The organism is Marinithermofilum abyssi (genome assembly GCF_014641195.1).
Classification (GTDB): Bacteria; Bacillota; Bacilli; order Thermoactinomycetales; family DSM-45169; genus Marinithermofilum; species Marinithermofilum abyssi.
Window position 1 is genome coordinate 85280 of record NZ_BMHQ01000005.1, and the last position, 25624, is coordinate 110903.

Below are 25624 nucleotides of genomic sequence, written 5' to 3' on the forward strand. Positions count from 1 at the left end.
AAATGACCCATCCGCTGTTTTTTCGTCAAACGGGCATTTGGGTCCCAGTGCCATCCGTCCCCGGCACTTTGCGTTTTTACTCCTTCACTCCACCAACCGTCAACCCGCCGGCAATATACTTCTCAAGCAACATGAACAAGGCAACGATCGGGAGAGCTGTCAACAGAGAAGCGGCCATCATCCGGCCCCAGATGTAATGCTTGGTGAAGAACAATTTACTCAACCCCAGAGGTAAGGTCATGTTTTCTTCCGAAGTGATAAAGACAGAAGCGAACATATACTCGTTCCAGGCGATCATGAACACGTAGATAAACACTGTGACGATCGCCGGGGTCGACAGAGGCAGTACTACCTTGTAAATCACCTGAAATCGGTTTAATCCGTCGAGTAAAGCGGCTTCCTCCAGCGCCTCAGGTATCGTTCGAAAGTAGTTTCCCAGCATATACAGGGAGACCGGCAAGGTTAAAACCAGATACGTTACGATCAGAGATATTTTGGTATCGTAAAGATCAACCTTGGCCACCATCTGAAACAGGGGGACGACGAGCAACACCCCCGAGAACATGTAGATGATCAAGACCATCTTTTGAATGACCGAGCGGCCCTTGTATTGCAACCGGGCAAAGCTGTACGCACCCAGCGTTCCGATAAGAATGGACAGCCCGGCCGTGATCAGGGAGACGGTCAAACTATTTTTGAAATAGAGGAGAAAAGGGAATACATCCGGGTCCAACACATCTCTGAAATGTTCCCAGGTGATATGCTGGGGGATCAATTGCGGTGGAATGGTTAGTTGATCCTCCGATGTTTTGAATGAAGAACTGAGCATCACGAGGAAGGGGAAAACGGTCGTGACCACCGTCATCGTCAACAGAGAGTAAAAGATGATGCGGTTGACAAAAGGGCTGCGGGTTACCATTTTAACACCTTCTTTATGGTAAATAGCACCAGGATCATACTGAAGACGAACAAAGTAGCCGTGATGGAGGCGGCCAACCCGTGCTGAAAGGAACGAAAAGCCGTTTCATAAGCATAGACGGGTACCACGTTGACCTGGGTGGTCAGCAGGTAGATCTCATCAAACTTATTGAAGTTCCAGATCCAGCGCAGGATGACGAGGGAACCTAGGATAAACTGGAGTTCGGGCAATGTGATGTGCCAAAACTTTTTCCAGGTGCCGGCCCCATCTACTTCAGCCGCTTCATAGAGGGAATCTGGAATGGATTGCAATTTAGCTAGGATCATCAAAAAGGCAAAGGGGAACAAATGCCAGATATCAAAGAATATCACCATCCACAAGGCATATTGCGGCGAATCAACCCAGTCCACCTTGCGGGGGAGCACGCCCAACAGATCGACCAGAACATAATTGACCATCCCGTATTCGGGGTGAAACAGGTATTGCCAGACGAAGACCAGGGAGATGATCGGGGCGACGTAAGGCAGCAGCATCACCCCCCGGACAAGACCCCGTCCCTTAAACTTCCGGTTTAGGAGCAAGGCCACCCCCAGCCCCGCGATGGTGGCCCCGACCACGGTCGCCGCCGTATAGATGACGGATAGCCGGAACGAATCCCAAAACTCGGGGTCGGTCAGGATGTTGGTATAGTTGCCGAATCCGATGAAGATATCGGATTTAAACGGGTTGAGGGTAACCTGGTGAAAACTCAACCAAAGGTTATAAAAAACGGGATAAATGATGACAACAGCGATGAGAAGGACGGTGGGGGCGATCAGCAGGTATCCCAGCCGCGCTTCATTCGCTTTCAACGCAGATTTTCCCGCTTGCGCCTTATGTCTCATGATGGAAAACTCCTTTTGGACTGATTTGGTTCAGGCTATTGACCATTACTCGCAACAATTACGACAAGCCGTTCACCTTTCGCTGCTCTCGACAACCTTTTTGATCTCCTTCTCTGCCCATTTTGCCGTGTATTCGGGGGACCAATTGTTTTCGATCATTTCGCTGACTGCTTCCCCAATGATGAATTGGGCCGAGATGTCCCCCATGTGCGGGTTTAACTTGCCGTCGCGGAACCCGAACTGTTTCAAATCCTCCATCCCCGCCGCGATCTGCGATGCACGTCCCCCGAAGGAGCGAAGCACCTGGTTGTCCAAATACTGCGGATCCTTCGCGACTGACTTTCTGGCGGGATTATTTCCACCCGGCGCCATGTGCATATATTTGATATTCGTCTCCTTTTTCATCAAGTACTGGATAAACTCTTTTGCCGCTTGCTTTTCTTCGTCGCTCACGATGGAGACGACGCTCAGGGCTGTCACGATGCCGAAAGTAGCCTTGTTGGTATGCCGAATCGGCGTCGCCAATGCGGTTTTTTTCGCCAGTTCCCCGTTTTTTGATTCGTTGACCAGGTCTGTCATGATATAGCTGGAATACATCATCATCGGTGTACGTTCGTTTAGGTACAGGTCTCGGGCGTCCCGCCATGTTTCCGATCCGGGCGGAGTATAACGGACAAGTTTTTTATAATACGCCAACGCTTCCACCATCCGGCGGTTGTTGAAATGAACGTTTCCTTTCTTATCAAAGACATAAGCCCCGTTGGATAAGGCGAACTGGCTGAAGGTCTGTTCCGTAAAATCGTCTTTTTTCGTCCCCGTGACGATGCCGTATCGGTTTTTGCCGGGGTTATGGAAAGCTTTGGCCGCTTTTAAGATGTTCTCCCACGTGGTCGGCGGTTGAAGCCCCTTTTCCTTAAATAAGTCCTTGCGGTACCAAATTCCCTGAACCCATCCGTGGAGAGGCACGCCGTAATAACCTTTGCCGTCGGGCGTTTTTACCATGTTGAGAGCGCCGTCGTAGAAATCATTTTTGCCGATGCCCTCGATGATTTCTTTATTGATTTGGGTATCCCACACATCTTCGTTGCTCAGTTGCTGGATCTGGGCCACGCTTCCCTCAATGATGGCAGGCATGTGGTTGGCTGCGAGAGATGCGGAAATTTTGGCCGGAAAATCGCCTTCCGGCGTTTGGACTTGTTTGACGTCGATATGGGGATGCTTTTTTTCAAAATCGGTGATCAACCGGTCGATCTGCTTGACCCGGTCTTCTTCGGTTTGGGTGTGCCAGTACTGGATCTCCACCTTGTTACCGCTTTCATTCCCGGCCATACACCCTGTTGTCAGCGTCGAAAAGAGGAAAGCCACGCTGAGTGTGAGCAAGCCCGCTCTTTTCATGGATAACACCCCTTTTCTTCCAAAAACGTTTTTGAAAACACCTAAAAAATATATCCGTCCATGGATCTGCTTCAACGAATCCCAGAAGTTAGGATTTCACAGGGAAGGCCATGAATGGGACCCATATCCTATCCGTTTCCCCTTGATCCACAGCACCTGATAGGGAGCCAAGGAAACTTCCCGGTTCCCGTAGCGTGTTGACACCGGTTCCCCTGTAAAGAGGTTTTTCCATTCGTATTCCGCCGGCAGATCGGGAATGCGGATCGATATCGGCTGATTGGCTACATTGATGCAGACAAGGATTTGTTCCGACCGGTCCGTCGAGGTACGAACAATGGAGAAAACCCGGTCGTCTAAAAACAGAACATTCTGCATGGCGTTGGGATGGAAGGCTTTTTCCCTTCTCCGGATGTTCAACAGTTCTTTATACCGAACGAAAACCTGATGACGTAGAGAAGTTTCGTCGCGCAGTTCCCTCTCCAATTCTTTACGGTCCAGCTTTTCGCGGTTAATGGAACGGAATCTTCCCGATTTTTCGACACCTTTGAGGTCGTTCCTCGACCCGAGCAGGCTGTGGATGTAAACGCCGGGTACACCCACCACCGAAAGAAGAATGGCCTGAGCCGCCATAAAGCGTTTCACTTTTAGATCCACGGGATCGTCTGGATGGGACAATGCATCCAGGTAATTAATGTTTAATTCATAAGGGCTTTGCGTGCCATCCCCGTTGTCCTTATAGGAAACGAAACCTCCGTGTTCCCGTACTTTATCGGCCATTTCCCGCACTTCTTCCTCCGTCAGTATGCTCTCCACCGGCCGGACCCCGATGCCGTCATGGGAAGCCAAGAAATTGAAATAGGTCGTATCATCTGTTGTCGGTTCCAAGGAAGCGGCCCAGGAGGACAAGTGCTTCGCATCGCCTTTGTGGAAGGTGTACAGCGTCAGAGGCGGCAGCGGAAATTGGTAGATCATGTGGGCCTCGTTGTGTCCGTTGCCGAAATAACGAATATTTTCTTGATGTGGCACATTGGTTTCCGTAATGATGATCGTCCCCGGCGCCACCGTCTCCAAGATCTCCCGAATGACTTGGACGAGTAGGTGGGTCTGGGGTAAGTGGATACATGGACTCCCCCATTCCTTCCACAGGTAGCCTACGGCATCCAAGCGCAGAAAGCGCATTCCTTGTTTCACGTAAAAGAGCAACACCTCCAGAACGGCTAAAAAGACATGTTCGTTTTGATAATTTAAATCGATCTGATCTTCGCTGAAGGTGGTCCATAAATACTTCCGTCCCTGCTTCGTATCGAAAGGGGTCAAAAGAGGCCGCGCCCGGGGACGAGTAACCATGCTATAATCTTCGTCCGGGTCCGCTTCGATAAAAAAGCTACTAAATTCGGGGTCCCCTTTCCGATATCGCTGAAACCATTCACTTTGTTGGGAGATATGGTTGATCACACCGTCGAACATCAGGTCGAAATCGGCGGAAAACCTTTGAATATCCCCCCAGTCCCCCAATTCGGAATTTACTTGGGTATAGTCAATGACGGAAAATCCGTCATCTGAAGAATAAGGATAAAACGGAAGAATATGAACCGCATTGAGAATATCGGAGGCATACTCCTTTAAAAACCCATGCAACGTTTGTAGAGGGGCCTTTCCTTGTTCCCGAATGGAATCTCCGTAAGTAATAAGCATCACATCCTGCTGATCGACCCACTGTTTCGTCGGCCCCTTCACGTCCTTGTATTTTTCCATCAGCCGGATGACCCGTTCTGTGATCTTTGGACCTTTCTCACTTCCATATATCCGGTTCAATTTTTCTTCGACGCTTTCTTTTATCCCGTGAATTCTGTTGAGGTCGATCATCATATCACCCGTATCTCATTTTTTTGAAGTAGATTTCATTTGAATTCGATAGGTTTGGATGAACTGGCTCATCATTTTTGAAACCGAGGTGGAGCGGTGGAATCCCGTACGATCAATTCGCAGGGAATGACGACGGGAGACGGCCGATAGGAAACATCTTCAATCGTTTTCATCAGCAACCGGATCGCTTCACTGCCCATTTCGTATTTACATTGGCGGACCGTCGTGAGGGAAGGCTTGTTCGTTGAAGCTTCACGGATATCGTCAAACCCGACAACGGAAATATCATCCGGAACAGACCACCCGAGCTCGGTAAGCCGCTGGATCGCGCCGATCGCCATCACATCACTCACCGCCAATATGGCCGTCACATCGCGATTCTCTGAAACAAGGGCTTCGGTCGCTTCCTTCGCCTGATCCGCGGAATAGCAACCGTAGCGGACCAGTTGCGGATCGTATTCCAGGCCGGCTTCGATTAACGCCGCCCGGTAACCATTGAGGCGGTCAAAACTCACTTTCCCGACTTCATCCCCGCCGATTAAAGCGATTTTTCGATGTCCAAGTTTGATCAGGTAGGAGACGGCTTTTTTCGCTCCCAAAAAATTATTCGACTCCACATAGGAACAACGTTCGCCGTCCAAAGGTAAATCGATGGCGACACACGGGATGCCGCTTTCCTGCAGCTCAATCAACTGTTCGTTTTTTCTTTTTCCGTCGCCGGTCAGAATGAGGAAAAGACCGTCCACACCTCGCTCTCGACAAAGCGTTGTATAGGTCGCTTTTTTCTTGTGGAGGTTGGTGAAAATCAGCAGGTCGTATCCTGCATCACCCGCCACTTTTCTCACTGCGGATAAGACTTCCAGGAAGAATGGATGGTCAAAACCGGAATTTACCTGGTCGCCAAAAAACAGACCAATCGTATAAGAGCGTTTCGTGACGAGACTTCTGGCTACTGCACTGGGGAAATAATTGAGCTCTTGGGCAATTTGGATGATTTTTTTACGTGTGTTTTGATTCACGTCCGTATAATTATTTAACGCCCGAGATACTGTGGACACCGATACACCGGCTTTTTTGGCAATTTCCTTAATGGAGGACATGTACGTTCACCTTTTTAAAAGAATAATTCAAAAACGTTTTCGGAAATCTCGTCAACTGATGTATCCATCTGTGAGGATCCCACTTTGGAAAGGTTAACCCGGACTGTTCCAACGCTTCCAGCGCTATCTGATTACGAAAGCCGTCTTCACAACGGGCGAAAAAAGTTGAGAGAAGGTCTTCGTTACTACTACCAACCTTTCCCTGTGCAATAGGTTTTGAAGAAACGATAACGCTTTCAACCAAAAACGTTTTTGTTCTTTGGATATAATATCACAATCCACCCATTTTTCAAAGTCTTTTGGAGTAAGTAAACCAAACCCTCATTCCTCCGGAGCAAGATCACAATCACTCGCCCCCTTTAGGGGCAAACGGGGGATAGATTCGGCCTCCCATTCGTCCCATATTTCCCTTGATCGTTTTTTCCGGTTGCCGACCCGTCGGCATTCACCTCCCGATCACTTATCCATCTCCTTAAGCACCTTCCTTTTTGCCTCTCAAAGTGTTTGGTCACCCTTTGGAATATTCACAGGCCCCTCTCCCCTTGTCTACCCTCAGCTTTATACATTCCTGTTCACACTTTTGTACGTATGACATGCCCCGCATGTTTTGATCCTCCCCTTATAGACAGTTGTGAGATGAATGTTTAAAGAACCGGCTTCGAGCAGAAGATAAGCTCGAATCCTTTGCATGGGGAGGGGGCAAAGTGCGGCCTTTTGAACGCCAAAAGCGTCGAAAAAAGAAGAAGGGAAAGGATCAACGAGGTCAAGTCTTCCATGAAGAATCCAGCCCGCTGTTCCACGACTTGCAAAAAAACCTGAACAAAATCCGCGAAGAACTCGGTCACAGTACGGATCTCGTCGTCCGGGAATTCGAATGGGACGGCGAGCGGAAAATCCGGTTTGCGGCAGTGTACATCGACGGTCTTGTCGATAACAACATGGTCGGCGATTTCATTATGAAGTCCTTAATGCTGGAATCCAGAGATGACCGGCAAACGATTTCCCGCAAAACCGCTTTCGATCGGGTCCAAGAAAACGGGCTGGCAGTGGGCGAAGTGAAGATAACCAGGGATTGGAACGGTTTGATCCTGTCCATCCTGTGCGGCGAAACCGTCATCCTGATGGATGGGTGGGACGAAGCCATCAGTTGCGGGACAAAGGGAGGCGAAAAAAGGCCGATCGACGAGCCGACCTCCCAAGTTGTCATCCGGGGTCCCCGGGACAGCTTCACTGAATCCATCCGTACCAACACTGCCCTGGTCCGGCGCCGGGTCAAAAGCCCCAATCTCTGGTTGGAAACGATGCGGATCGGCAAAGTGACTCAGACAGACGTTTCGCTTATGTATATCAAAGGGATTGTCGACGAGAAAATCGTACGGGAAGTAAAAAATCGCCTGGAAAGGATTCAGATCGACAGTATTTTGGAATCCGGTTACATTGAAGAGATGATCCGGGATTCGGCATTTTCTCTTTTTCCCACCTTGTATATGACGGAACGGCCGGATGTGATCGCCGGCAATCTGTTGGAAGGCCGCGTCGCGATCCTGGTAGACGGAACCCCCTTCGCTTTGGTGGTCCCGGCTTTGCTGAATCAATTCTTCCAAACAACGGAGGACTACTATCAAAATTACTGGATATCTGGTTTTTTGCGGTTCGTAAGGTATGGGGCGTTTCTGCTTTCTTTGTTGACCCCTTCCCTCTATATCGCGGCGACTACGTTTCATCATGCCATGATTCCAACCACCTTCTTGATTACCTTGGTGGCCCAACGGGAGGGAATTCCTTTTCCCGCTTTTGTGGAAGCCTTGATCATGGAACTCATGTTTGAAATATTGCGGGAAGCGGGGATTCGCTTGCCTCGACCCGTAGGACAGGCCGTTTCCATTGTCGGGGCGATTGTATTGGGAGAGGCGGCGGTTCGGGCCGGTTTGGTCTCCCCGGCGATGGTCATCGTCGTGGCGATTACGGCAATCGCCAGCTTTTCGGCACCCTCCTATAATTTGGCGATAACCGCTCGCTTGTTGCGATTTCTGTTCATGTTGGTGGGGGCTTCCTTCGGTCTGTTCGGCATCGCATTGCTCTTGATCGTAGTGCTGGCGCACTTAAGCAGCTTGCGTTCCTTTGGCGTTCCCTATTTATCTCCCCTTGCACCGTTTGTCTTTTCGGACCAAAAAGATACCGTGTTCCGTTTCCCGTGGTGGTCCTTAATCACGCGCCCCCGGTTGATTAGTCAAAAAAACATGACCCGCATGGAGAAGGATTTGCGTCCTTCCCCGCCGGATAAGCCAACGGAAGGTGAAGGAAATGAAAAGTAAACGGCTGATCCCAATCGTTCTAACCCTGGTCCTATTGACCACGGGTTGCTGGAATCGGATAGAATTGGAAGAACTGGCGGTTATCATCGCCCTGAGCGTAGACAAGGTGAGGCCAGGGTTGTACCGGGTCACCTTCCAAGAAGTCAATCCCTCAGGTGTGGCCCCACAACAATCAGGGGGAAGCGGTCAGGCCGTTGCGGTACGCACGTTTTCCGGGACGGGACCGACGTTCTTGGAAGCGGCCCGTAAAGCCTCGCGGAAAATATCGCGGAGAATGTTTGTTGCCCACACGCGCCTGTTGGTGATCGGGGAAGCAATGGCAAGGGAGGGGATCGGAGATCCGTTGGATATCTTCCAACGGGACAACGAATTGCGTCTTAACACAATCATGCTCATCGCCAAAGGGAAAGCGGAGACCGTTCTCAACACGCTCACCCCCGTCACCAAAATTCCGGCACTCAGTTTGACGAAGAGCATGGAGAGGACGGAAGAACGGTGGGGAGAAAACATCGAGGTCGATATCCAAGAGGTGGTTAAGGCGCTGGCAAGCGAGGGACGGGACCCGGCCATCAGCGGGGTCTTCGTGGTCGGAAAACCGGAGGAAGGGAGCAAGATAGACAATGTGACGAATACGAAAACGCCAACCTATCCCATCATCAGTGGGGTCGCCATGTTCAAGGGGGATCGGCTGACCCACTGGATAAAAGGTAGCGAAGCCCGCGGCTTGTTGTGGATCCGGGACAAAATCCGAGGCACCGCCATCAATCTCACTTGCCGCAAAGAGAAAAAGACAAATGTTGTCGAGGTTTTTCGTTCGAAAACCCGTGTTCAAGCGGAACCCGAAAGGGGAAAACCGAAGATCCGGATCACGATCGAACCAGAAGCTCAAATGGAGGAGGTTCATTGCCCCATCGATTTGAATAATCCGGAAGAAATCACCCGCTTGGAAAAACAGATGGAAAAAGTCATCAAAAAGGAAGTGGAAGCAACTGTGAACACGGCACAAAAGCAACGAAGCGACATCTTCGGGTTCGGAGAGGTTATTCGCCGGGCCGATCCGAAAACCTGGAAGAAAATCAAAAAGGACTGGGACCGTCAGTTCGCCAACACCGATGTGGATGTTGAAGTAAAGGCTTTAATCCGGCATACGAACCGAATCAAACAACCCATGACCATTCAAAAGGGGTGAAACATCCGTGGAAAAAGCGAAACTCGATTTCTTGCAGTTCTTTTCCCTGATCGTATTGTTCGAATTGGGTAGTACTCTGGTGATCGGCATGGGGACGGCGGCCAAACAAGACGCCTGGTTGACCATCTTGGTCGGCCTGGCCGGAGGCGTCCTGCTGTTTCTCTTTTACAGCGCCCTGTTTCGGCGTTATCCGGATCTTCCCATCACGGGTATTGCTCAAAAGGTTCTCGGCAAGCCGGTCGGTACGCTACTGGGCTATCTGTATGTCGTCTATTTCATGTATGTCGGGGCGAGGATCCTTTTGGATTTCGGCATCCTCTCCTTCCTCTCCACCTTAGATCAGACGCCGTTCTTGGTGATTATGACCCTGATGATCCTGGTAATCATCTATGTCCTCTATCTGGGGGTCGAAGTGTTGGGAAGACTAGGGGAAATGTTCCTGCTCGCGTATCTGCTGGTGTCTGCTTTCGGAGCGCTACTGCTATTGTTCTCCGGCCTTGTTGATCTGGCGCAATTGCGTCCCGTATTGGAAGAAGGATGGACACCCGTCTTAAAGACTGCTCTGCAGACGTTCACCTTTCCTTTCGGGGAAATGATCGTATTCATGATGTTGTTTCCATATCTAAACCGGCCCAAGTCGAGGGTGAAGGTCGGTTTATCGGGGATGGTTTTCAGCGGCGCCATCTTATGTGTGACCTCTATCATCACGACGGCCGTATTGGGAGCCGACATTGCCGACCGATCCACCTTTCCCCTGCTGACCATGATTGGCAAGGTGAACATCGCGGAAATTTTCCAGAACTTGGATGTCATCGCCGTGTTGATCTTGATCATCGTGGGTTTTTTTAAGATCGCGATCTTTTTTTACGCAGCGTTAATCGGCTTGGCGGATTTGACCAAAGTACATAAAAACCGTTTGGTGTACCCTATGGGAATGACCATCCTCTTTCTGTCCATCATCATCGCAGATGATTTTGTGGAACATTTCAAAGAAGGATTAGCGATAGTCCCCATTTATCTCCACCTTCCGTTCCAAACGGGGATCCCGCTCATTTTGTTGGCGGTTTCCCTGTTCCGTCATCGCAAGGGCGCTGCGGGGACTGGTTAGATTGTCTTGATCGGATCCAGGCAAGAACCGGGTCGACGATTAGCATCCCCACGAGCCCCCACAGAATGAGTTTTTCCACCGGTTCCATGACTCTAGTGGTGTGTTTCAACTTGGCCAATACGACGGACAAGTCCATGCCGAGGACAAGATCCATCAAGATCGTGACGGAAATAGCAGAAACAAAGAGAAACACGTAAATTGCCAACATTTTCATCTTCACATGTCCTCCATAACGGGTTTTAGTGCCCTTTATTATTTGGTTATCTATCGCTTTTATTCCTAATTGTCCGAGTCTACGATAGAATAGGAAGGAGGACTATTCAGCAATGTTGTTTTGTAATTTTTCATTCGGTTTACTGTTCATACAGCCCAGTCAATCCGCAGTTTTTTTTGCTGGATCACCTAGAACATACTTATTATCAATATAATCGGCGGTCCGAATGGCCAAAGCAACCAGTGGTTAAGGTCGGATTGGCGGCACCGGTCGAGGGAATGACGCTGTTGTCAGCGACATAAAGGCCCTTGATCCCGTGAACCTGTCCATACTTGTTGGTGGCGGAGGTTTCCGGATCGTTTCCCATCCGGCACGTCCCTTGTTCATGGTAGTCGATTCCCGTTTCTCGCAGACATATGGGCGGTTCTCCTTGTTTGGGAGAAATCAGACGAAGCCCCATGATCGAAGCAGCTCTTTCCACCCCCGCCGCCATTTCTCGAATAATCCGCTTATCTTTTTCACTATAATTGAACCGGATGTCCAATCTCGGCACTCCAAATTCATCCAGCCGCGAAGGATCCAAAGAAATACGGTTCTCATCATTGGATTCAATCACCCCGAATCCCAGGATCCGAACAAACAGCTCATTTTGTAAAATTTTAGTCGACGCTTGATAATAAAAATATTCCAGCGGTCCGTAAAATTGGATTTGATAAGGTCTCTCGTTTGTTTGTGGAATGAGAATACCCAGTGTACCCAATACTTCCGGAAATGAACTTCGACCGACAGTGCCGTGGGCCTCCACAAAAGTGTTGATTTTAAGGTAGTGGCCGATCGCCTTTCCTTTTATTCCCGAGTTTAACAGCAGACGCGGAGTTTCCAGGGTACTCGCCGATACAATCACATGGTTTGCCTTTAGATCATATGATTTTTTCTCCGGGGACATCACCCGAATACCGGCGCATTTCCCGTCCTGAACCAGAACTTTTACCGCACGGGCATTTACGGCCAAATCAAAGGCTTTCACATTGAGGGCTCTGGCGATAAAATCGATGGAACTGAAAAATACATTGGAATGGATCTCCCCAAATTGTATAGGTTGCATATCGGTGGCCATCGGAAACTCCATTGCTTCGGGGATCCCGTTGTCCCACAGCCGTTGGAGCATGGTCTGTGTAAACATGGAGTTCCGGTTGTAGAGCTGGTTGGACACATCGGAATGTCGGTATCGGGAGAAACGGAAAGAGATGGAATGTAAATGATTTTTCCGGGGATGGGTTGATCCGGATGAGGGATTTCTGAATGACGGGAAAGAAGCATGTCAATGGGAACGCCGTATTGTTCGGCAATTTTTCTAAGAGTATCCTCACGGCCAGCGACGACGGCTTTCAAAGCTTCTACCTCCTTTAAGGCATCCTTTGGTTATCAGCCTCATTTCGTTAGCCAAATAGGATACAAAAAGCAACGACAGGCTGGCGGCGATACCATCCTATGAAGGAATCACCTGGGGACATACCAGGCATTTTTTAATCTCGAACGGGGAGAAGCATCATTTAGGCGGTGATGTTCTGGAGTGCGCCGGCAACAATAGAAATCTCACACCACGCAGAAACGAATGAAATGTTTTACACAGGTTGCAGGACGCCTGGGCGTTTTTGCTGACCCCTCCCAGCGCACTGGATGCTTCCATAGCCGCCAAAAAAGGAATCCAATACCTGACCCCTGAAGCGATGCAATCCCAGCAACGGGTGTTGACCAAGGAAGAGACGGGGGCACGCAAGAAAGGATCTCCCCCTTCAGCCGACGATGAAAACCAACCGGATGCGGAAGAGGTATTGACAGAAGAGACTGCAAAATCTGCCCCCTCCGACCCCAACCCCTACTATAACAAGATCCAGCAGGAGTTAAGGGCAGCAACGGTCATTACCCTGAACAGCCAAAACTATCTCGATCGTCTCACCACCATTCAAATGCACGAAGAACACTTGAATGGAAAGAAAATCCGGACTACCGGTTTTGTCTATCGGACAGACAATATGCCCAAGGATCTTTTCCTCGTCGGTCGTTATGCCATGACCTGCTGTGCCGCTGATGCCAGTGTCACGGTTTTTTTCGCCAAAGTGCCCCAGCCTGATCAGTGGAGAGAAGGTACCTGGATTGAAGTAGAAGGGACTCTGGGTTTTACTGAAGTGGAAAATAGCCGGGTCCCGATGGTAAAGAGCTCCTCCGTAAAAAAGATTAAACCTTTGAAAGATCCCTATATCTACTCAAATTATTAAAAAACCCTATTTACTGCTGAGCCTCCATCGGCTACTCGACAGGAATCATTTTACAACAGGACTGATTCCTCCTGCCAACCCTATATGATTCGGTTCTTAAGGTACGAGTAGTTTAACGAGTTTCCGTTCGTTTCTTAAAGATACCAAAAACTTGTCGGACTTACGAGATGGTTTACACCCTCCCTTGTCCGACGCTTGCTTTCATTCCAACCATTAAGGGCTGGTTTTTCCGCTCGCTATTTATAAAAAAGGAAAACCTCCTTGGTTGAGCCATGTCAGCCAAGGGGGTTTTTAAAACAACCATCCGTTAAACGATCCCTAAAGCACCTGAATGAGATCGATAAAATCCTTTATACCGCTAATGACTGCAGCTAAAGTAACTGCCACTGCAGCGATCTGACCGTAATTTTTATCTAGGAATAACAGCTTTTCATTTAACCTTATCAAAGAGTCCTTTCTAATAACACCTTTTGCCAAATCACCTTGGATCTCTTGTTTCATTTTTTGTAATTCAGCAACATCTCGTTTTAATTGGTTAAGATCCAATTCCTCAATGTATACCTTTTCTTCATAACTCAATTCTCTTTTGAATCTTTTAGCACGAATCCTTTCTTCTGGATATATAATTTCAGATTCGGGAGATGCTTCTTTGACGACTGCTTCGTCTTTTGTCGTCATACCAGCTGCTTCGTTTTTCGGTTTAAATAATATGCTATAGTAAGACCCTTTTGCGTATCTAGAGTTTCGATACCGAACTAGATTTTCTGTAGATATCAACTTCTCTGTCAGGTCCTCTAAAGCTTTGCTTAATTCTGCGGCTTGTGCAGACTGAATTGAAAATGATTCCATAGAACACCTCTTGGGGATAATGAATTTTCTATTATTTTAACTTTAAACAAAAGTATACGACAATCCTGAGAGAGAATCCATAAAATCTATAAAGGAAAACAGCAGCTGATGTCGAGGAAAGGAAATTGTCTGGATAACGCGTGTTTTGGACACTAAAATCTGAATTCCTTAATCTCCACTCGTTCAACACGGACGAAGAGGTTCGGCAGGCTGTTTTTTACAATAATCAACGATTTCAATCCCGATTAAACCATCTCAGCCCGGTGGATTACCGGGCTGAAACGGCTTGACCGTCACATGGCGGCTTCTTTTTATTTGGCTACTTGACAGGGGTAAGCTCACTTTTCTATCCAGGGTTTAAGGCGGTTTTTGCGTGACTTCACAAGCCTCACCCACGGGCCTGTTGCAGGGTCCCTCACTTCTTTGCCAGAGGTCTGCACCATGCCTGTTGGACGTTCGTCTCGCTGGCAAATCCCGAACCGAAACCGCTGATCCCCAAAACAACACCCATTGGATTGACAACTGAGAGTCCGCAAAGAGGTCGGTTGTCAAGAGAGTTCGTTCTGACTCGGAACGGTGAAGAGAGTAATCCAAAAGTATGCTAACCGGAATTACAAGTTATCGCTCTTTCTCTTTCTGGGCTTTCAAGTATCGCTTGATATACCCGAACCCCATCAGTTTCTTGCGATGCTCGTCCCATATGCGGAATTTAAGTGATTTAAGGCTGGACAGAAGCGTTACAGGCACTACATCCTGGAATATCGTATTCTCTTCATGGGCCAGCTTGAGATAATAGTTCGGCACCCGGGGGCTCAGATGATGAATATGGTGGAAGCCAATGTTTCCCGTGAACCAATGCAGCACCTTTGGTAATTTATAAAAGGAGCTTCCGCGCAGAGCAGCATCCACATAATCCCACTTCTCGTCTTTCTCGAAGTAGGTCCCCTCAAACTGGTGCTGGACATAGAAGAGCCAGACGCCGGCTAAACCCGAAATGAGAAAGATAGGCCCCTGGACCAATAGGAACGCTTTCCAGCCGATTGTCCAACAAAGCAACCCGGCGATAGCAGCTATACCTAGGTTGGTCAAGTAGGTATTCAGCCGTTCCTTCATCTTGGCTCCCTTCCTGTTAAATCGATAATCAATGAGGAAAATATAGGAAGGTCCCAGTCCGAACATAATCAGAGGGTTTCGGTACATGCGGTAAGCGAGTCGTTTCAGCGGCGGTAATGCCAGATATTCCTCCACCGTCAATGTCCAAATGTCTCCCGTGCCGCCCCGGTCCAGGTTCCCGCTGGTAGCGTGATGAACTGAATGATTGTGCCGCCACTGATAGAACGGGCAGCAGGTTAAAATTCCAGTAAGCGTTCCTAATACCTCGTTTGCCGTCCGGTTAGGAAAGAAGGAACCGTGACAACAGTCGTGAAAGATTATGAAAATCCGGATCAACAAGCCGGCTGCCAGACAAGTCAGCACTAGGGTAAGCCAATAGGAAACCGCAAGGCTCCAATACGCAGCGTACCAGAGCAGAAAGAAAGGTACACAGGTGTTGATAATTTGCCAAATGCTCCGCTTCACACTGGGTTTCCCGTAAAGTGCGATAATTTTCTGCCAGCTTTCCTTCTTATGGTGATCTAACGCCAAAAAATCACGCTCCCAAATTCAATAATAGAGTTTTCATTGTTGTTAAACACACGGAATCCCTTTCATGTACAACGATCCAACCAAACGCTAAAAAGATATGCAACGACCTGAAACCTTTTATCGGCTGTTGAGACGGCTAGGCGTTAAGAGAAAAGATGACCAATCGAAGTTGTGACACGCAACATGTACAGGTTACCGTGAGGTTAGGCAAAAAACAATGGCAAAAAGCGACGATTACTTGAATTGTTGAAGGAGCGCGATCCTTTCCTTGCCTGATACATCCCTATGTACGTACGGCTGGACACACCCAGTCCGTCGAAATACATATCCGTCAGGTTAGGGGATGCCCCTCCCCCCTTTCCATGGTGGACCGAAGCAAAAAGCCCCTTGAAAATTGTTTTAGGGGATCGGAGCCCTTATCGTAATTTCTTTTTGCCATGTTCCAAGTAAAAGACCAAAGTGAACAGTGAAACCATCCCCATTACCATAAGGACCGCTGACACCTCAAGGACATCCACTAGAAACCTGATCCCTTCCATGATTGCGCCATACATGCTTATCATCCTTTCTTCTCGGTGTTAATACTCAGGATGCTTCGCGGCCAAACGAACCCATTCCTCAAACTCCTTATCCTCTGCAAGGCCATTCGTTACGAGTTATAATCCAGTCGAGCTTTACTCATATACCCTTTTCGAATATTCTAAAACCAAATCATGAATGGATATCAAGGCTTTGGACTGTTTAATATAAAAAAAAACGCAATCCCTCCTCCCCTTGCCAGTAAAGGAATTGAAATGGAGTCTCTTTTTGTCTTAAAATGGAATTTTTGGTCGAATAGAAGGAATCGGAATGGGTGGTTGACGAAAAATTGGGTAAAAAATTGACGGGAGGTTTCCTTCATTGGAAAAAGGACAAGAAGTAACCATGTCTTTACACGAAGCTGCCCGCCGTCTGAACCTTATTATCGGACTGTCCGCTTGTTGCTATCTAATTATCTCGATATTTCTCCTAAAATAAATAGTGTGGGGCGTTATGAGCTCACAGAACAAGACTTTCAGCGTCTCCGACTATATTACATGAAACTTGTATTACAAGGAACATGGAGCTCAAAACCCTCTTGTGACGTCTCCCACGGCTGAAGCCGTGAGCTTCACTGGACTTTTAAAGGTCTAAGGTTTGTTTATTTGGCCTTCTCTCAGGCGATCTTTTTTGACAATGGTGGGAACCCCATCCCGCTCCATTTTGGTCATTAACTCTAAACTGACGATCCCTTCCATTAACCGAATATTAACCCAGACGAGAAAAAGTCCTGTCCATTCGAATAATATGGGGAACGGCCCCTGAAAGGGGCATGACCTGCCCCACACCCCAAAAGGCCGTACATCTTCCTCCGGGGAAAAAGGTGACGGCCTTTCCATTTGCGGGATTTCAGCTTTTTTGTTCTCTAATCGTCCATTCGTGGTTGAACTCGACGCATCCTTTGAGCGTCTGGGCGACGGGGCAACCCCGTTCAAAGGTCTTCAGAGCCCGCTCGGCGGCTTCTCTCTTTCCTTTGGGGATAGTGAGATAGTAGTGGCAATCGATGCGAGTGATCTTCAGCACTTTCTCGGGAGCTTCGATGGTTCCCTTGAATTCGGCAGTCAATTGGCCTCCCTTGGCGGGAATGTGGCGCGCTTCCAGCGCGCCGGACAGGGTCCCCGTCAGTCACCCGCCGGCAGCGGCCACGATGTGGTCCAGCGTGGACGGCCGCTCCTCGGCGGGCTCCACGCCGTAAAAATCCTTCACGCCGCCGTGGACACCAAACAGTAGGGGTTTCTCAAAACCGGCGATATAAGCACGGCGGTTGGGTCCTTCGTCCTGATGGATGCGGATCCTGGAAATCTCAATCGGTTGGTTCATCCTGCAACCTCCTCATTGGGTTCTCCTTTCACCCTGTTCGATTTTCCTTTTGTCGAATTCTTCTTAGGTGTGTCCAAAGATACCTTGGGGTAACTGAAGCATCTGTACTCCATATCTGCTTGGAGACTCCACACGGCTGAAGCACCACAGGCACTTCCTTCGGTCGCCGTGGGATTCTTGGGTAGTACGGTGACCCCAATAGGTTCATTTCAAAGAAAGCTTGGCTTACTTCCAATCCCTTTCCTCCATGTACCGGTAGATCGGCAGCTCGTCCCCCTCTTCTGTGGAAATAAAACCAAAGGTGACATAGCTGTCGGTGGATTCGGGTTCCAGAGCGAGGGCGGCCAAATTTGCCGTCGGTTGATTCATGGGAATGATCCAGCTCCCCTTCGGCAAGGTGACGGTTTTTCCAACGTTTTTCGTTATTACCCTATGCTGGGGATGACCTTCATAAGGTTGGTCCGCAGTCTCTTTTGAAGTGACGATATAGCTTTCCACCGGCAGGATAGTTTCCCTTTCTAACTGTTTCACTTTAACACCGGCGTTTTTCAACCGAGTCACAGCGTCCCTCTGATCCGGCTTCAGAAAGTAGGCGGTGGGTCGTTCCCGCGTAAGGACAGCTTTACCGTCGGTGTGGCTGAAGTAGCGAACAGGGATATTTTTCACTTCTGCTTCAGCGATATCTACAACCGGCAGGATGCTGTTGGGAATCACCTTCGCCTTGCTTTGGATAATCACTTTGTCGTCATCCCCGGCGGTCCGTCCTTTGGTGACGATTTCTTCCCGGGCGCCGCCGACCAAGCTGCGGATCTCATCCGCATAAAAAGCCACGCTTTCCAGCAGACTCTGATGAGTAGTCACTTGGGCCGCTACACGACGGAGAAAGTTTTCCCGTCCGATTCCAATGCCCCGGGTCTCCACGAGAAAGGAGAGGGAGGGCTTCAAAGCGAAACTATTGCGTCCGATGCGAGGCTCCGGTCCGCCTTCAGTTACCTCCAGTTGCCCGTCTTTTTTGGCCATCGTGTAATAGTCACTGCTGGAGAACCCCTTTTTCGTCAGTGCCTCTTTGGCTCTTACCACCATCGTGTTATCGGCGAAGGTGCGAATCTCTTCAGGGATATTTAGATTTTTGCCAGAGAGGATCAAGAGATCATGGTATGTGAGGGATCCCTCCTTCCCAAAGTCCTTTAGCAGTTCGGGGCTCAGACCGTACTCGTGGGCATCGATCGCCACCTCCGGCTGTACCTGGTTGAAGAGGGAATGGATCGCTCGTACTTCCGGAGTGTCGAACTTCAGGTGGTCCCGGTTACCGTCAAGGTCGTTCGCCATGTAGCGCTGGAAGGCGTAGGAGCCGTCGGGATTTACCCGGGGGACCACCACCACATTGATATCCTCCAGCAGCTTCTTGCCGTAATTCCCGGCTAATCTTTCAGCCATCACCAGGACCGCTTCCCCAGCAGCCGGCTCGTTACCGTGGATTTGTCCCTGCAGCCAGACAGTAGGTTTACCCTTACCGGTCCCTCTTTTATAAAAAAGGACCGGGATCTCTCGTCCTTCCTGAGAGCGTCCAACCGTCTTCATCACCGTCCAAGGGCTTCGTTCATCTAATTTATGTAAGAAGGAGAGCATCTCCTCCTGGCTGGTGAAGCGCTCCTCGCCGGAGTTGAAGGCCGGTGTCTCAAAACGCTCTTCAGGATCTGGGTAAAGTTTGAGCACCTGCTCCGGCTGGGAATAATCCTTTCCGTAATAAGGAGTCTCCGGTGCAGCCTGAACCGTGGGTAACGTTAGAGAAGCCACCATCAGCATAACCGCGGTAAAGACGATGAACCATTTGCTTGATCGAACCATAGCACTCCCTCCATTTTTCTGACTTATTTTAATAATAAATCGAAAAAAGTTGTAGCTCAACGATTGAAGAAGGCCCGCCTATTTCACGGTATAACCCATCATAAGATGACCGAAACTTTGGGCGTTCATGAGAAAATGTGAAACTGTGGCAAGGTGGGTTGACAAAGAAACTAAAGAATATTCTTCGGGCCCCCCATTTATCCGTTGTCCAAAACACAGAACCTTTCCAATCCATGAAAAAAGGTTTTATCCTTTGGTTGCTCCTCCAAAATTAAAGCCCTGGGACATATACCGCTGTCCAATGATATACATTATAACGGCCGGGATCGCGTAGAGGATTGAGAAAGCAGCCAACTTTCCATATTCCACGAGACCGTATTGTCCGAAAAACTGATAGATCGTTACCGATGCTGGCAGCTTGTCTGGGCTCTGGATCAAAATAAAAGGGACGAAAAAATTCCCCCAACTGGATGTAAAGGTGAAAATGCTCACTGTAAAGACACCCGGAAGCATGAGGGGGATGATTACGGATCTTAAGCCCCTCCAGACCGATGCGCCGTCAACCCATGCCGCTTCCTCCAGTTCCACAGGAACGGAGTCCATAAAGTTCTTCATGATCCAAATTGCATAGGGAAGTGATGAGGCGGTAAGAAAAAGCATGGTCATCACGAGGGAATCTACAAAATTCAACAAGATGAACAGCTGGTATACCGGGACCATCACCGCCGTGATAGGCAGGGCTGTCGCAAAAAGAATGGTATACATAAAGGGTTTCTTATAATTCAGTTGGTACCTCGATAACGGATAGGCGGCCAGCCCGGCCACGATGACCACCAGCACGGACTGGCCCACGGAGAGGAACAGTCCGTTGACAAAGGACATCTGGGTCGCAGGATCCGTCAGGATGGCTTGAAAGTTATCCAGTGTAACCCCACGAGGCACTTTCAACGACAGCTGTGCTTGCGGGTCCACTGCCGCAAAGAGAACCCATAGTAACGGCATCAGGAACATCACGCCGATCAAACTGAGGATAACGTAGGGAACGACCCGGTTGAAGGTACTGCGGTTCAAGCGAAGCCCGCCTTTTCTGCTCATGAAATCCCTCCTTTAGGATATTAGGGAGGACCGGTACCCAAGGCAACGGCCTACTCTTATGTCTTAAGCTTCAGCAGACGGATATAGGTCAGGCTGGCGATCATACCAATCACCAAAAGGACGAGGGAGATTGCGGTCCCGTATCCCAACTGGTAGTTGATAAAGGCTTGGTTGTACATAAAGATCGGCAGGGTTTCGGTCTCCGTCCCCGGCCCGCCGCCAGTCAGTGCATAGATTAGGGTGAACAGCCCCAAAGTCTGTAGCGTGATCAACACCATATTGGTCGAGATCGATCCGCGGATGATCGGCAGCGTCACATGCCACAGCCGCTGCCAACCGGTGGCGCCATCAATCTTCGCTGCTTCTTCCACCTCTTTGGGAACATCGTCGAGGGCCGCCTGGTAGACGAGCATGGAAAACGCCGTTCCGTGCCAAATGTTAGCAATCACAACACTTACCATCGGGAACTGGTACAACCACGCAACCGGCTTTAAACCGACGCTCTCAAGCACCACATTGGCCGTACCCTGATCACTGAAGAAGGCAAACCATACAAACGCCACGACTACCTCCGGGGTTACCCATCCCGCCATGACCACCGTGCCGATAATTCTCCGAAATGACCGGGAGCGCTCCCTCATGAGTGAGGCCAGGGTAAACCCCAGTACCTGCTGACCCAGGATCGCCGAAAAGATAAGAAAGACCATTGTGTTCAACACGCTGATGCGGAAACTCGGGTCGGAAAACATCGTCACGAAGTTCTTAAACCCGACAAAGTCCATATCCCTCGCCGCACTGCCTGTCAGCGACATGTTGGTAAAGGAAAATAAAATTGTCAACAGGATAGGGGCAAAGAAAAATAGCAAGAGCAAAATCCATGAAGGCAATAGAAACAGAATGGACCGCACGTGTTCGCGTTTTCCTTTTTTTTCTAACGAACCGGCATTCGACAAGTTCCTTTGCGAACTTTTCTCGTGTACAAGCTCGATCGCCATCATTCCCCTCCTCCTAACCTACTCCTTTTTCATGACGTTCTCCGGCCCCACCAAGGCTTCGACACTCTGTGCGTATTGCTCCATGGCTTGCTCGGGGCTGGCTTTGCCGGTGGCGACGGACTCCACGGCAATTTGAATTTTGGTGGAAACCGCCGGATAATCCTCGTTGCCGGGACGGAAGTCGGTGAATTCCAAAAACTCTGTAGACTGTTGAAAATTTCTTCCCGGCGCATTCTGGTATTCGGGATCCTCCGCCACATCATCGCGGGGGGTCAAGTCGCCTTCATTGAGGACATAGTACTTGTTGTTTTCTTTGTTTGTGGCCAGCTTGATGAACTCCCAGGCCAGATCCTTGTGTTTCGACTTGGCAGAGATGGAGAGCGCCCATCCGCCGGAGAGCGAGATTTTCCCCGGGTCTTGTCCCCGTTCGGTGGGCATCGGGGCAAACCCGTAAACTTTGGTGCCTTCCGGCCAAGGAGCGGGTCCGCCTTCGACCCAGGAACCCGACAAAAAGCTTCCATGGAGCGCCATCGCCACTTTTTCTTCCGGCATCGATTGCTCTGCCAGGGTGTTGCCGGCTGTGCCGTTTAAAACTTGGGACAATGGTGGCCCCAGCCCGTTAGAATAGATATGGTCGATAAAGCGAAGGGCGTGGAGGATACCGGGGCTTTTCACCACCCACTTATCCCGTTTTTCGTCATACAGCGGATCGTCGGTTCCGTACAGGAGCATTTCAAAGGTTTGCATCGCGGTGGCCTCCCCGGTGGCCCTTCCTGTAAAAGACCAGAACGGTGTCACTCCAGGGACTTTTTCCTTGATTGTCCGTGCTGCCGTCAAGATGTCGTTCCAATTTTCAGGCTGCCATGGAACCGGCAACCCCGCTTTTTTGAAAATGTTTTTGTTATACCAGATACCTCGCGTATCCGTGCTGAAAGGGACGCCGTAGATCGAGCCGTCCTGGGTGGTCACGCCTTTTTTGACCCGGTCGTTGAAGTTGTCCCAGTCATCCCAGCCTTTTACTCTCTCAGTCAACGGTTCGATGTAACCGGCGGCAGCGTCCGCGTTGATCATAAACGTATCTTCCGCCACGACATCAGGGGCCGTATCCGCCGACTTCATCATCAGCGCCAGTTTGGCGAAAAAGGTGCCTTCCGACGCCTGGATGGGGATGATCTCCACCTTTTTGCCGGGATGGCGCTCCTCAAAGGTCTGTTTTACTTTTTTCAGCCACTTTTCCGTCCCGGTATTGGGTCCACTATAACGGTAAGCCACTTTGATGGTCGATGAATCCGCCGGTTTGGAGGCTTCATACGAACACGCCGCTTGCAGTACTGCCAACAGCAAGGAGACGAAAACCAGCATCGCTTTTTTCATCACCATTCTCTCTCCTTCCGACCAGCTGGAGCGTAAAAAACTTTTCCATGACCGAGCTACCGCCCCATTGAGAGAAGAATGCTCTCCCAGTCGATACTCCAATTTGTCCCAGAATTCGGATGCCGCTCGTTAAAGTCTCTTCCGATAGATCCCGATGATCACCACCCCGTAATGGCGACGCTCCTCCGCAACGCGGTAGGTAATGGAGCCGCCGTGTTGAATCGCTTTCAAATCGCCAGAAAAGTAATCCGAGTTTAGTTGGCGGGGACTCCTATTTGTGTAGCCATCACCCCTTGAAAAAAACTTCGTACCGCTTGTTCAAGCAACTCCTCACCGCGTAGGAGAGCTTCCTGTTCAGACATTGGAGCGTTTACGATTGAATAAACGGCGGCAATTCCCTTCTGCTGCAATAGCTCAACTCCCGATCCGATCGCGCCGGTAAATGCAATCGTCGGAACACCATGCTTTTGAGCCAAACATGCTACACCACCGGGAGCTTTACCATGAAGGGTCTGGCTATCCATCTTCCCTTCTCCCGTCAACACCAAATCAGAGCGGGCAATCTTTTCTTCCAACCCGATAATCCGACTGATCAGATCAAATCCTGACTCTAACTTTGCATTACAAAAAGTAAGAAGCGCGGCCCCAAGACCACCTGCTGAACCACCTCCAGCTTGTTGTTCAATTTTTTGCCGGAAGGTAGACAGCTTTTTCGCGTAGTGTTCCATCCCCTCTTCCAACAAGGGAAGAAGTTCAGGTCCCGCCCCCTTTTGCGGGGCAAAAACACGAACGCCCCCTTCCTCTCCGATCAACGGGTTGTCCACATCACTTGCAACCGTCACGTTTACTTCCTTTAGCCTTGGGTCGATCGACGAAGGATCCATCGTTTCTACTTTTGCCAATCCTTGCCCCCCAGGAAGTACGTCGCGGTTGTCACGATCCAGTACTTTGACCCCAATCGCTTGTAAAAAGCCGATTCCCCCGTCGACTGTCGCGCTTCCCCCCAGGCCGATAATCACTTCTTTAGGGCCACGCCCCAGCGCGTGGCGCAGCATCTCCCCCAACCCCCGGGTGGATGCGATCCACGGATTCCGTTGTTTCTGATCGACTTGAGTTAACCCGGAGCATGCTGCTACTTCCATCACAATTCTGCCATCTGGCAGTACACCGTAGTATCCATCAACAGGATCACCCATGGGACCGGTGACCTGATGAAAAACTTTTTCTCCCCCACAAGCGGCAAGTAAAGCATCCACCGTGCCTTCTCCGCCATCTGCCAAAGACACCTGTTCAATCCAGGCATTGGGTATTACGGAGCGGATGCCTGCCGCCATGCTCTTCCCTGCAGATAAGCTAGTCATACTTCCTTTAAAAGAATCTGGGGCAATGAGTATTCGCATTTACTACCCTCCGCTAGATGAAAATTCGTCCTCTTCGTACTGGTGTAGCAGCATGGACAATTTTAAAAGAAACAAGTCATCGATATTTCGAGGGTTTAAGCCGGTCAAATGCGCAATTTTTTCGAGCCGAGCCAGCAATGTATTTCGGCGGATTTGCAATGCATTCGCAGCCTGAGTTACATTTAAACCTTTATCCATGTATACCTGCATGGTTTTCCACAGTTTCCCAAACGTTTTTCTATCAGCATTGAAAAGTGGTTGAAGATTCCGTTTTGTATACTCTTTTCGCAGCTTAGGATCGATGCTGTCGATGAGCAGCCCCAAGCCCAGTTCGTCATAATGGTAAATCAATCGTTTTGGCAGATAACGACGACCAACCTTAACAGCTCGAACCGCTTCGCGATAGGATGAGGAAATCTCAGCCAACTCGTTGTAACAGTTACCGACTCCGATTTGGACATTCAGGCCAAATTGGCTTGAAATGACTTGCTCGATTCGTTGTCCCAGACGGTTTAACACCGCCTTTTGGCGTTTTGTAGGTTGATCTCTATCCAAAGCGTAAAGGACCACGAAATGCCCCCCACCTGCAAAGGATACCAAGTGCACGAGCGGATCGCCCACAACCTCCTCAATCTTCTTCATTATTTTTGTTTTTGTCTGTTGAACCTGGAGTTCACCCGCTAATTGGTCGTTAAATTTCTTCAAATCGGTATACGTGTGGTTGGAAAAATTTCTGATATCGACTACCATTGCAATTCGGGAACGTGTTAAATCTATTTGCAAGTTCCATCCGCGGGCAACAAACATATCCATGCTTCTACCAAACTTGCCTGAGATCAAATCCTGGATTAAATGCTGACGTGCTTGACTTTCCAAATGGACTTGTTGTTGTAATACCGTCTGCTGCACCATCATTTCGACAGCCATTTTGACAATCTCCCCAAAGGGGCGTATTTCTGCCGGATCACCCGTAATACCAACAACACCGATGATTTGGTCGTTCCATACAATTGGCAAGTTGACGCCCGGCTTGACTCCGGGCCACTCTTCACTATCACGAGGGGTGACTTCCACACTTTTCCCAGTAGCGATGACTTTTCGAGCCCCTTTATGGACGGTGTTTAAACGCTCCGTCTCCCCTGTACCGATGATGACACCGTTTTGGTCCATGATGTTGATGTTGCACTGAAGGATTGGAATGGTTCTTTCCACCATCTTTTGAGCTATTTCATAAGTCAATTGCATAGTGGA

The 25624-nt window shown here is 49.4% G+C and carries 22 protein-coding genes; 5 read left to right on the forward strand and 17 right to left on the reverse strand.

Going from position 1 to position 25624, the window contains the following annotated elements; all coding sequences use genetic code 11:
• Nucleotides 1–76 precede the first annotated feature (76 nt).
• From IEW70_RS08075 to IEW70_RS08095, 5 genes are all read right to left on the reverse strand, one after another.
• Nucleotides 77–919 (reverse strand): carbohydrate ABC transporter permease, encoded by an 843-nt coding sequence (locus IEW70_RS08075; protein WP_188647421.1) that lies wholly within the window; start codon nt 917–919, stop codon nt 77–79.
• Entirely contained in the window at nt 913–1803 is an 891-nt protein-coding gene (locus IEW70_RS08080; protein ID WP_188647422.1) for a carbohydrate ABC transporter permease, read from the reverse strand. The genes IEW70_RS08075 and IEW70_RS08080 overlap by 7 nt, the downstream gene beginning before the upstream one ends.
• Before the next feature lie 72 nt (nt 1804–1875).
• On the reverse strand, nt 1876–3198 hold the full coding sequence (locus IEW70_RS08085; protein WP_188647423.1) for an ABC transporter substrate-binding protein: 1323 nt from the start codon (nt 3196–3198) through the stop codon (nt 1876–1878).
• A 96-nt stretch (nt 3199–3294) separates the two neighbouring features.
• Nucleotides 3295–5067 (reverse strand): alpha-amylase family glycosyl hydrolase, encoded by a 1773-nt coding sequence (locus tag IEW70_RS08090; protein ID WP_229751891.1) that lies wholly within the window; start codon nt 5065–5067, stop codon nt 3295–3297.
• Between the two features lie 68 nt (nt 5068–5135).
• Nucleotides 5136–6164 (reverse strand): LacI family DNA-binding transcriptional regulator, encoded by a 1029-nt coding sequence (locus IEW70_RS08095; protein WP_188647424.1) that lies wholly within the window; start codon nt 6162–6164, stop codon nt 5136–5138.
• 704 nt (nt 6165–6868) lie between these two features.
• On the opposite strand from IEW70_RS08095, the gene IEW70_RS08100 reads away from it, so the two are divergent.
• From IEW70_RS08100 to IEW70_RS08110, 3 genes are read left to right on the forward strand one after another with little or no spacing between them, the layout of a single operon-like run.
• Nucleotides 6869–8479 (forward strand): spore germination protein, encoded by a 1611-nt coding sequence (locus IEW70_RS08100; protein WP_188647425.1) that lies wholly within the window; start codon nt 6869–6871, stop codon nt 8477–8479.
• Nucleotides 8469–9668: a Ger(x)C family spore germination protein gene (locus IEW70_RS08105; protein WP_188647426.1), complete on the forward strand. Its 1200-nt coding sequence runs from the start codon at nt 8469–8471 to the stop codon at nt 9666–9668. Before IEW70_RS08100 ends, IEW70_RS08105 begins: the two co-directional genes overlap by 11 nt.
• A gap of 7 nt (nt 9669–9675) precedes the next feature.
• Complete coding sequence (locus tag IEW70_RS08110; RefSeq protein WP_188647427.1) at nt 9676–10776, forward strand: GerAB/ArcD/ProY family transporter; 1101 nt, start codon at nt 9676–9678, stop codon at nt 10774–10776.
• Here the strand turns inward: IEW70_RS08110 and IEW70_RS08115 are convergent.
• Nucleotides 10718–10990 carry a YczF family membrane protein gene (locus IEW70_RS08115; protein WP_188647428.1) on the reverse strand — a complete coding sequence of 91 codons (273 nt, stop codon included), beginning with the start codon at nt 10988–10990 and terminating at the stop codon, nt 10718–10720. The two genes, IEW70_RS08110 and IEW70_RS08115, sit on opposite strands and share 59 nt — an antisense overlap.
• A gap of 205 nt (nt 10991–11195) precedes the next feature.
• Complete coding sequence (locus IEW70_RS08120; RefSeq protein WP_188647429.1) at nt 11196–12173, reverse strand: GMC oxidoreductase; 978 nt, start codon at nt 12171–12173, stop codon at nt 11196–11198.
• 472 nt (nt 12174–12645) lie between these two features.
• On the opposite strand from IEW70_RS08120, the gene IEW70_RS08125 reads away from it, so the two are divergent.
• A complete protein-coding gene (locus tag IEW70_RS08125; protein ID WP_188647430.1) occupies nt 12646–13269 on the forward strand; it encodes a TIGR03943 family putative permease subunit in 624 nt (207 codons plus the stop codon).
• Between the two features lie 318 nt (nt 13270–13587).
• On the opposite strand, the gene IEW70_RS08130 is transcribed toward IEW70_RS08125, so the two are convergent.
• Nucleotides 13588–14118, reverse strand: coding sequence for a hypothetical protein (locus IEW70_RS08130; protein ID WP_188647431.1), 531 nt, complete (start codon nt 14116–14118; stop codon nt 13588–13590).
• Nucleotides 14119–14258: 140 nt separating this feature from the next.
• Between IEW70_RS08130 and IEW70_RS18495 the strand changes: the two genes are divergently transcribed.
• Nucleotides 14259–14408 carry an IS3 family transposase gene (locus tag IEW70_RS18495; RefSeq protein WP_188647432.1) on the forward strand — a complete coding sequence of 50 codons (150 nt, stop codon included), beginning with the start codon at nt 14259–14261 and terminating at the stop codon, nt 14406–14408.
• A gap of 328 nt (nt 14409–14736) precedes the next feature.
• Here the strand turns inward: IEW70_RS18495 and desA are convergent, their stop codons facing one another.
• The 9 genes from desA to IEW70_RS08180 all read right to left on the reverse strand — a co-directional run bounded on the left by desA (nt 14737) and on the right by IEW70_RS08180 (nt 25618).
• The gene (gene desA, locus IEW70_RS08140; RefSeq protein WP_188647433.1) at nt 14737–15762 is read right to left on the reverse strand and encodes a Delta(5) desaturase DesA; all 1026 of its coding nucleotides are present in this window, start codon (nt 15760–15762) and stop codon (nt 14737–14739) included.
• 1428 nt (nt 15763–17190) lie between these two features.
• Nucleotides 17191–17466 (reverse strand): OsmC family protein, encoded by a 276-nt coding sequence (locus tag IEW70_RS08145; protein WP_188647602.1) that lies wholly within the window; start codon nt 17464–17466, stop codon nt 17191–17193.
• Entirely contained in the window at nt 17467–17661 is a 195-nt protein-coding gene (locus IEW70_RS08150) for a hypothetical protein (protein ID WP_188646524.1), read from the reverse strand.
• Nucleotides 17662–17886: 225 nt separating this feature from the next.
• Nucleotides 17887–19509: a M14 family metallopeptidase gene (locus IEW70_RS08155; RefSeq protein WP_188647434.1), complete on the reverse strand. Its 1623-nt coding sequence runs from the start codon at nt 19507–19509 to the stop codon at nt 17887–17889.
• Between the two features lie 246 nt (nt 19510–19755).
• Nucleotides 19756–20604: a carbohydrate ABC transporter permease gene (locus IEW70_RS08160; RefSeq protein ID WP_188647435.1), complete on the reverse strand. Its 849-nt coding sequence runs from the start codon at nt 20602–20604 to the stop codon at nt 19756–19758.
• Nucleotides 20605–20660: 56 nt separating this feature from the next.
• Nucleotides 20661–21599, reverse strand: a complete 939-nt coding sequence (locus IEW70_RS08165; protein ID WP_188647436.1) for a carbohydrate ABC transporter permease — start codon at nt 21597–21599, stop codon at nt 20661–20663.
• An 18-nt stretch (nt 21600–21617) separates the two neighbouring features.
• On the reverse strand, nt 21618–22973 hold the full coding sequence (locus IEW70_RS08170; RefSeq protein ID WP_188647437.1) for an extracellular solute-binding protein: 1356 nt from the start codon (nt 22971–22973) through the stop codon (nt 21618–21620).
• A gap of 254 nt (nt 22974–23227) precedes the next feature.
• Entirely contained in the window at nt 23228–24373 is a 1146-nt protein-coding gene (locus IEW70_RS08175; RefSeq protein ID WP_188647438.1) for a glycerate kinase family protein, read from the reverse strand.
• A gap of 3 nt (nt 24374–24376) precedes the next feature.
• Nucleotides 24377–25618, reverse strand: coding sequence for a CdaR family transcriptional regulator (locus IEW70_RS08180; protein WP_188647439.1), 1242 nt, complete (start codon nt 25616–25618; stop codon nt 24377–24379).
• Nucleotides 25619–25624 lie beyond the last annotated feature (6 nt).

Coding starts and splice junctions, on each gene's coding strand:
- IEW70_RS08075 (WP_188647421.1), bottom strand. CDS start 919: ATGGTAACCCGCAGCCCTTTTGTCAACCGCATCATCTTTTACTCTCTG.
- IEW70_RS08080 (WP_188647422.1), bottom strand. CDS start 1,803: ATGAGACATAAGGCGCAAGCGGGAAAATCTGCGTTGAAAGCGAATGAA.
- IEW70_RS08085 (WP_188647423.1), bottom strand. CDS start 3,198: ATGAAAAGAGCGGGCTTGCTCACACTCAGCGTGGCTTTCCTCTTTTCG.
- IEW70_RS08090 (WP_229751891.1), bottom strand. CDS start 5,067: ATGATGATCGACCTCAACAGAATTCACGGGATAAAAGAAAGCGTCGAA.
- IEW70_RS08095 (WP_188647424.1), bottom strand. CDS start 6,164: ATGTCCTCCATTAAGGAAATTGCCAAAAAAGCCGGTGTATCGGTGTCC.
- IEW70_RS08105 (WP_188647426.1), top strand. CDS start 8,469: ATGAAAAGTAAACGGCTGATCCCAATCGTTCTAACCCTGGTCCTATTG.
- IEW70_RS08115 (WP_188647428.1), bottom strand. CDS start 10,990: ATGAAAATGTTGGCAATTTACGTGTTTCTCTTTGTTTCTGCTATTTCC.
- IEW70_RS08120 (WP_188647429.1), bottom strand. CDS start 12,173: ATGTTTACACAGACCATGCTCCAACGGCTGTGGGACAACGGGATCCCC.
- IEW70_RS08130 (WP_188647431.1), bottom strand. CDS start 14,118: ATGGAATCATTTTCAATTCAGTCTGCACAAGCCGCAGAATTAAGCAAA.
- IEW70_RS08150 (WP_188646524.1), bottom strand. CDS start 17,661: ATGAACCAACCGATTGAGATTTCCAGGATCCGCATCCATCAGGACGAA.
- IEW70_RS08155 (WP_188647434.1), bottom strand. CDS start 19,509: ATGGTTCGATCAAGCAAATGGTTCATCGTCTTTACCGCGGTTATGCTG.
- IEW70_RS08160 (WP_188647435.1), bottom strand. CDS start 20,604: ATGAGCAGAAAAGGCGGGCTTCGCTTGAACCGCAGTACCTTCAACCGG.
- IEW70_RS08165 (WP_188647436.1), bottom strand. CDS start 21,599: ATGGCGATCGAGCTTGTACACGAGAAAAGTTCGCAAAGGAACTTGTCG.
- IEW70_RS08170 (WP_188647437.1), bottom strand. CDS start 22,973: ATGAAAAAAGCGATGCTGGTTTTCGTCTCCTTGCTGTTGGCAGTACTG.
- IEW70_RS08175 (WP_188647438.1), bottom strand. CDS start 24,373: ATGCGAATACTCATTGCCCCAGATTCTTTTAAAGGAAGTATGACTAGC.
- IEW70_RS08180 (WP_188647439.1), bottom strand. CDS start 25,618: ATGCAATTGACTTATGAAATAGCTCAAAAGATGGTGGAAAGAACCATT.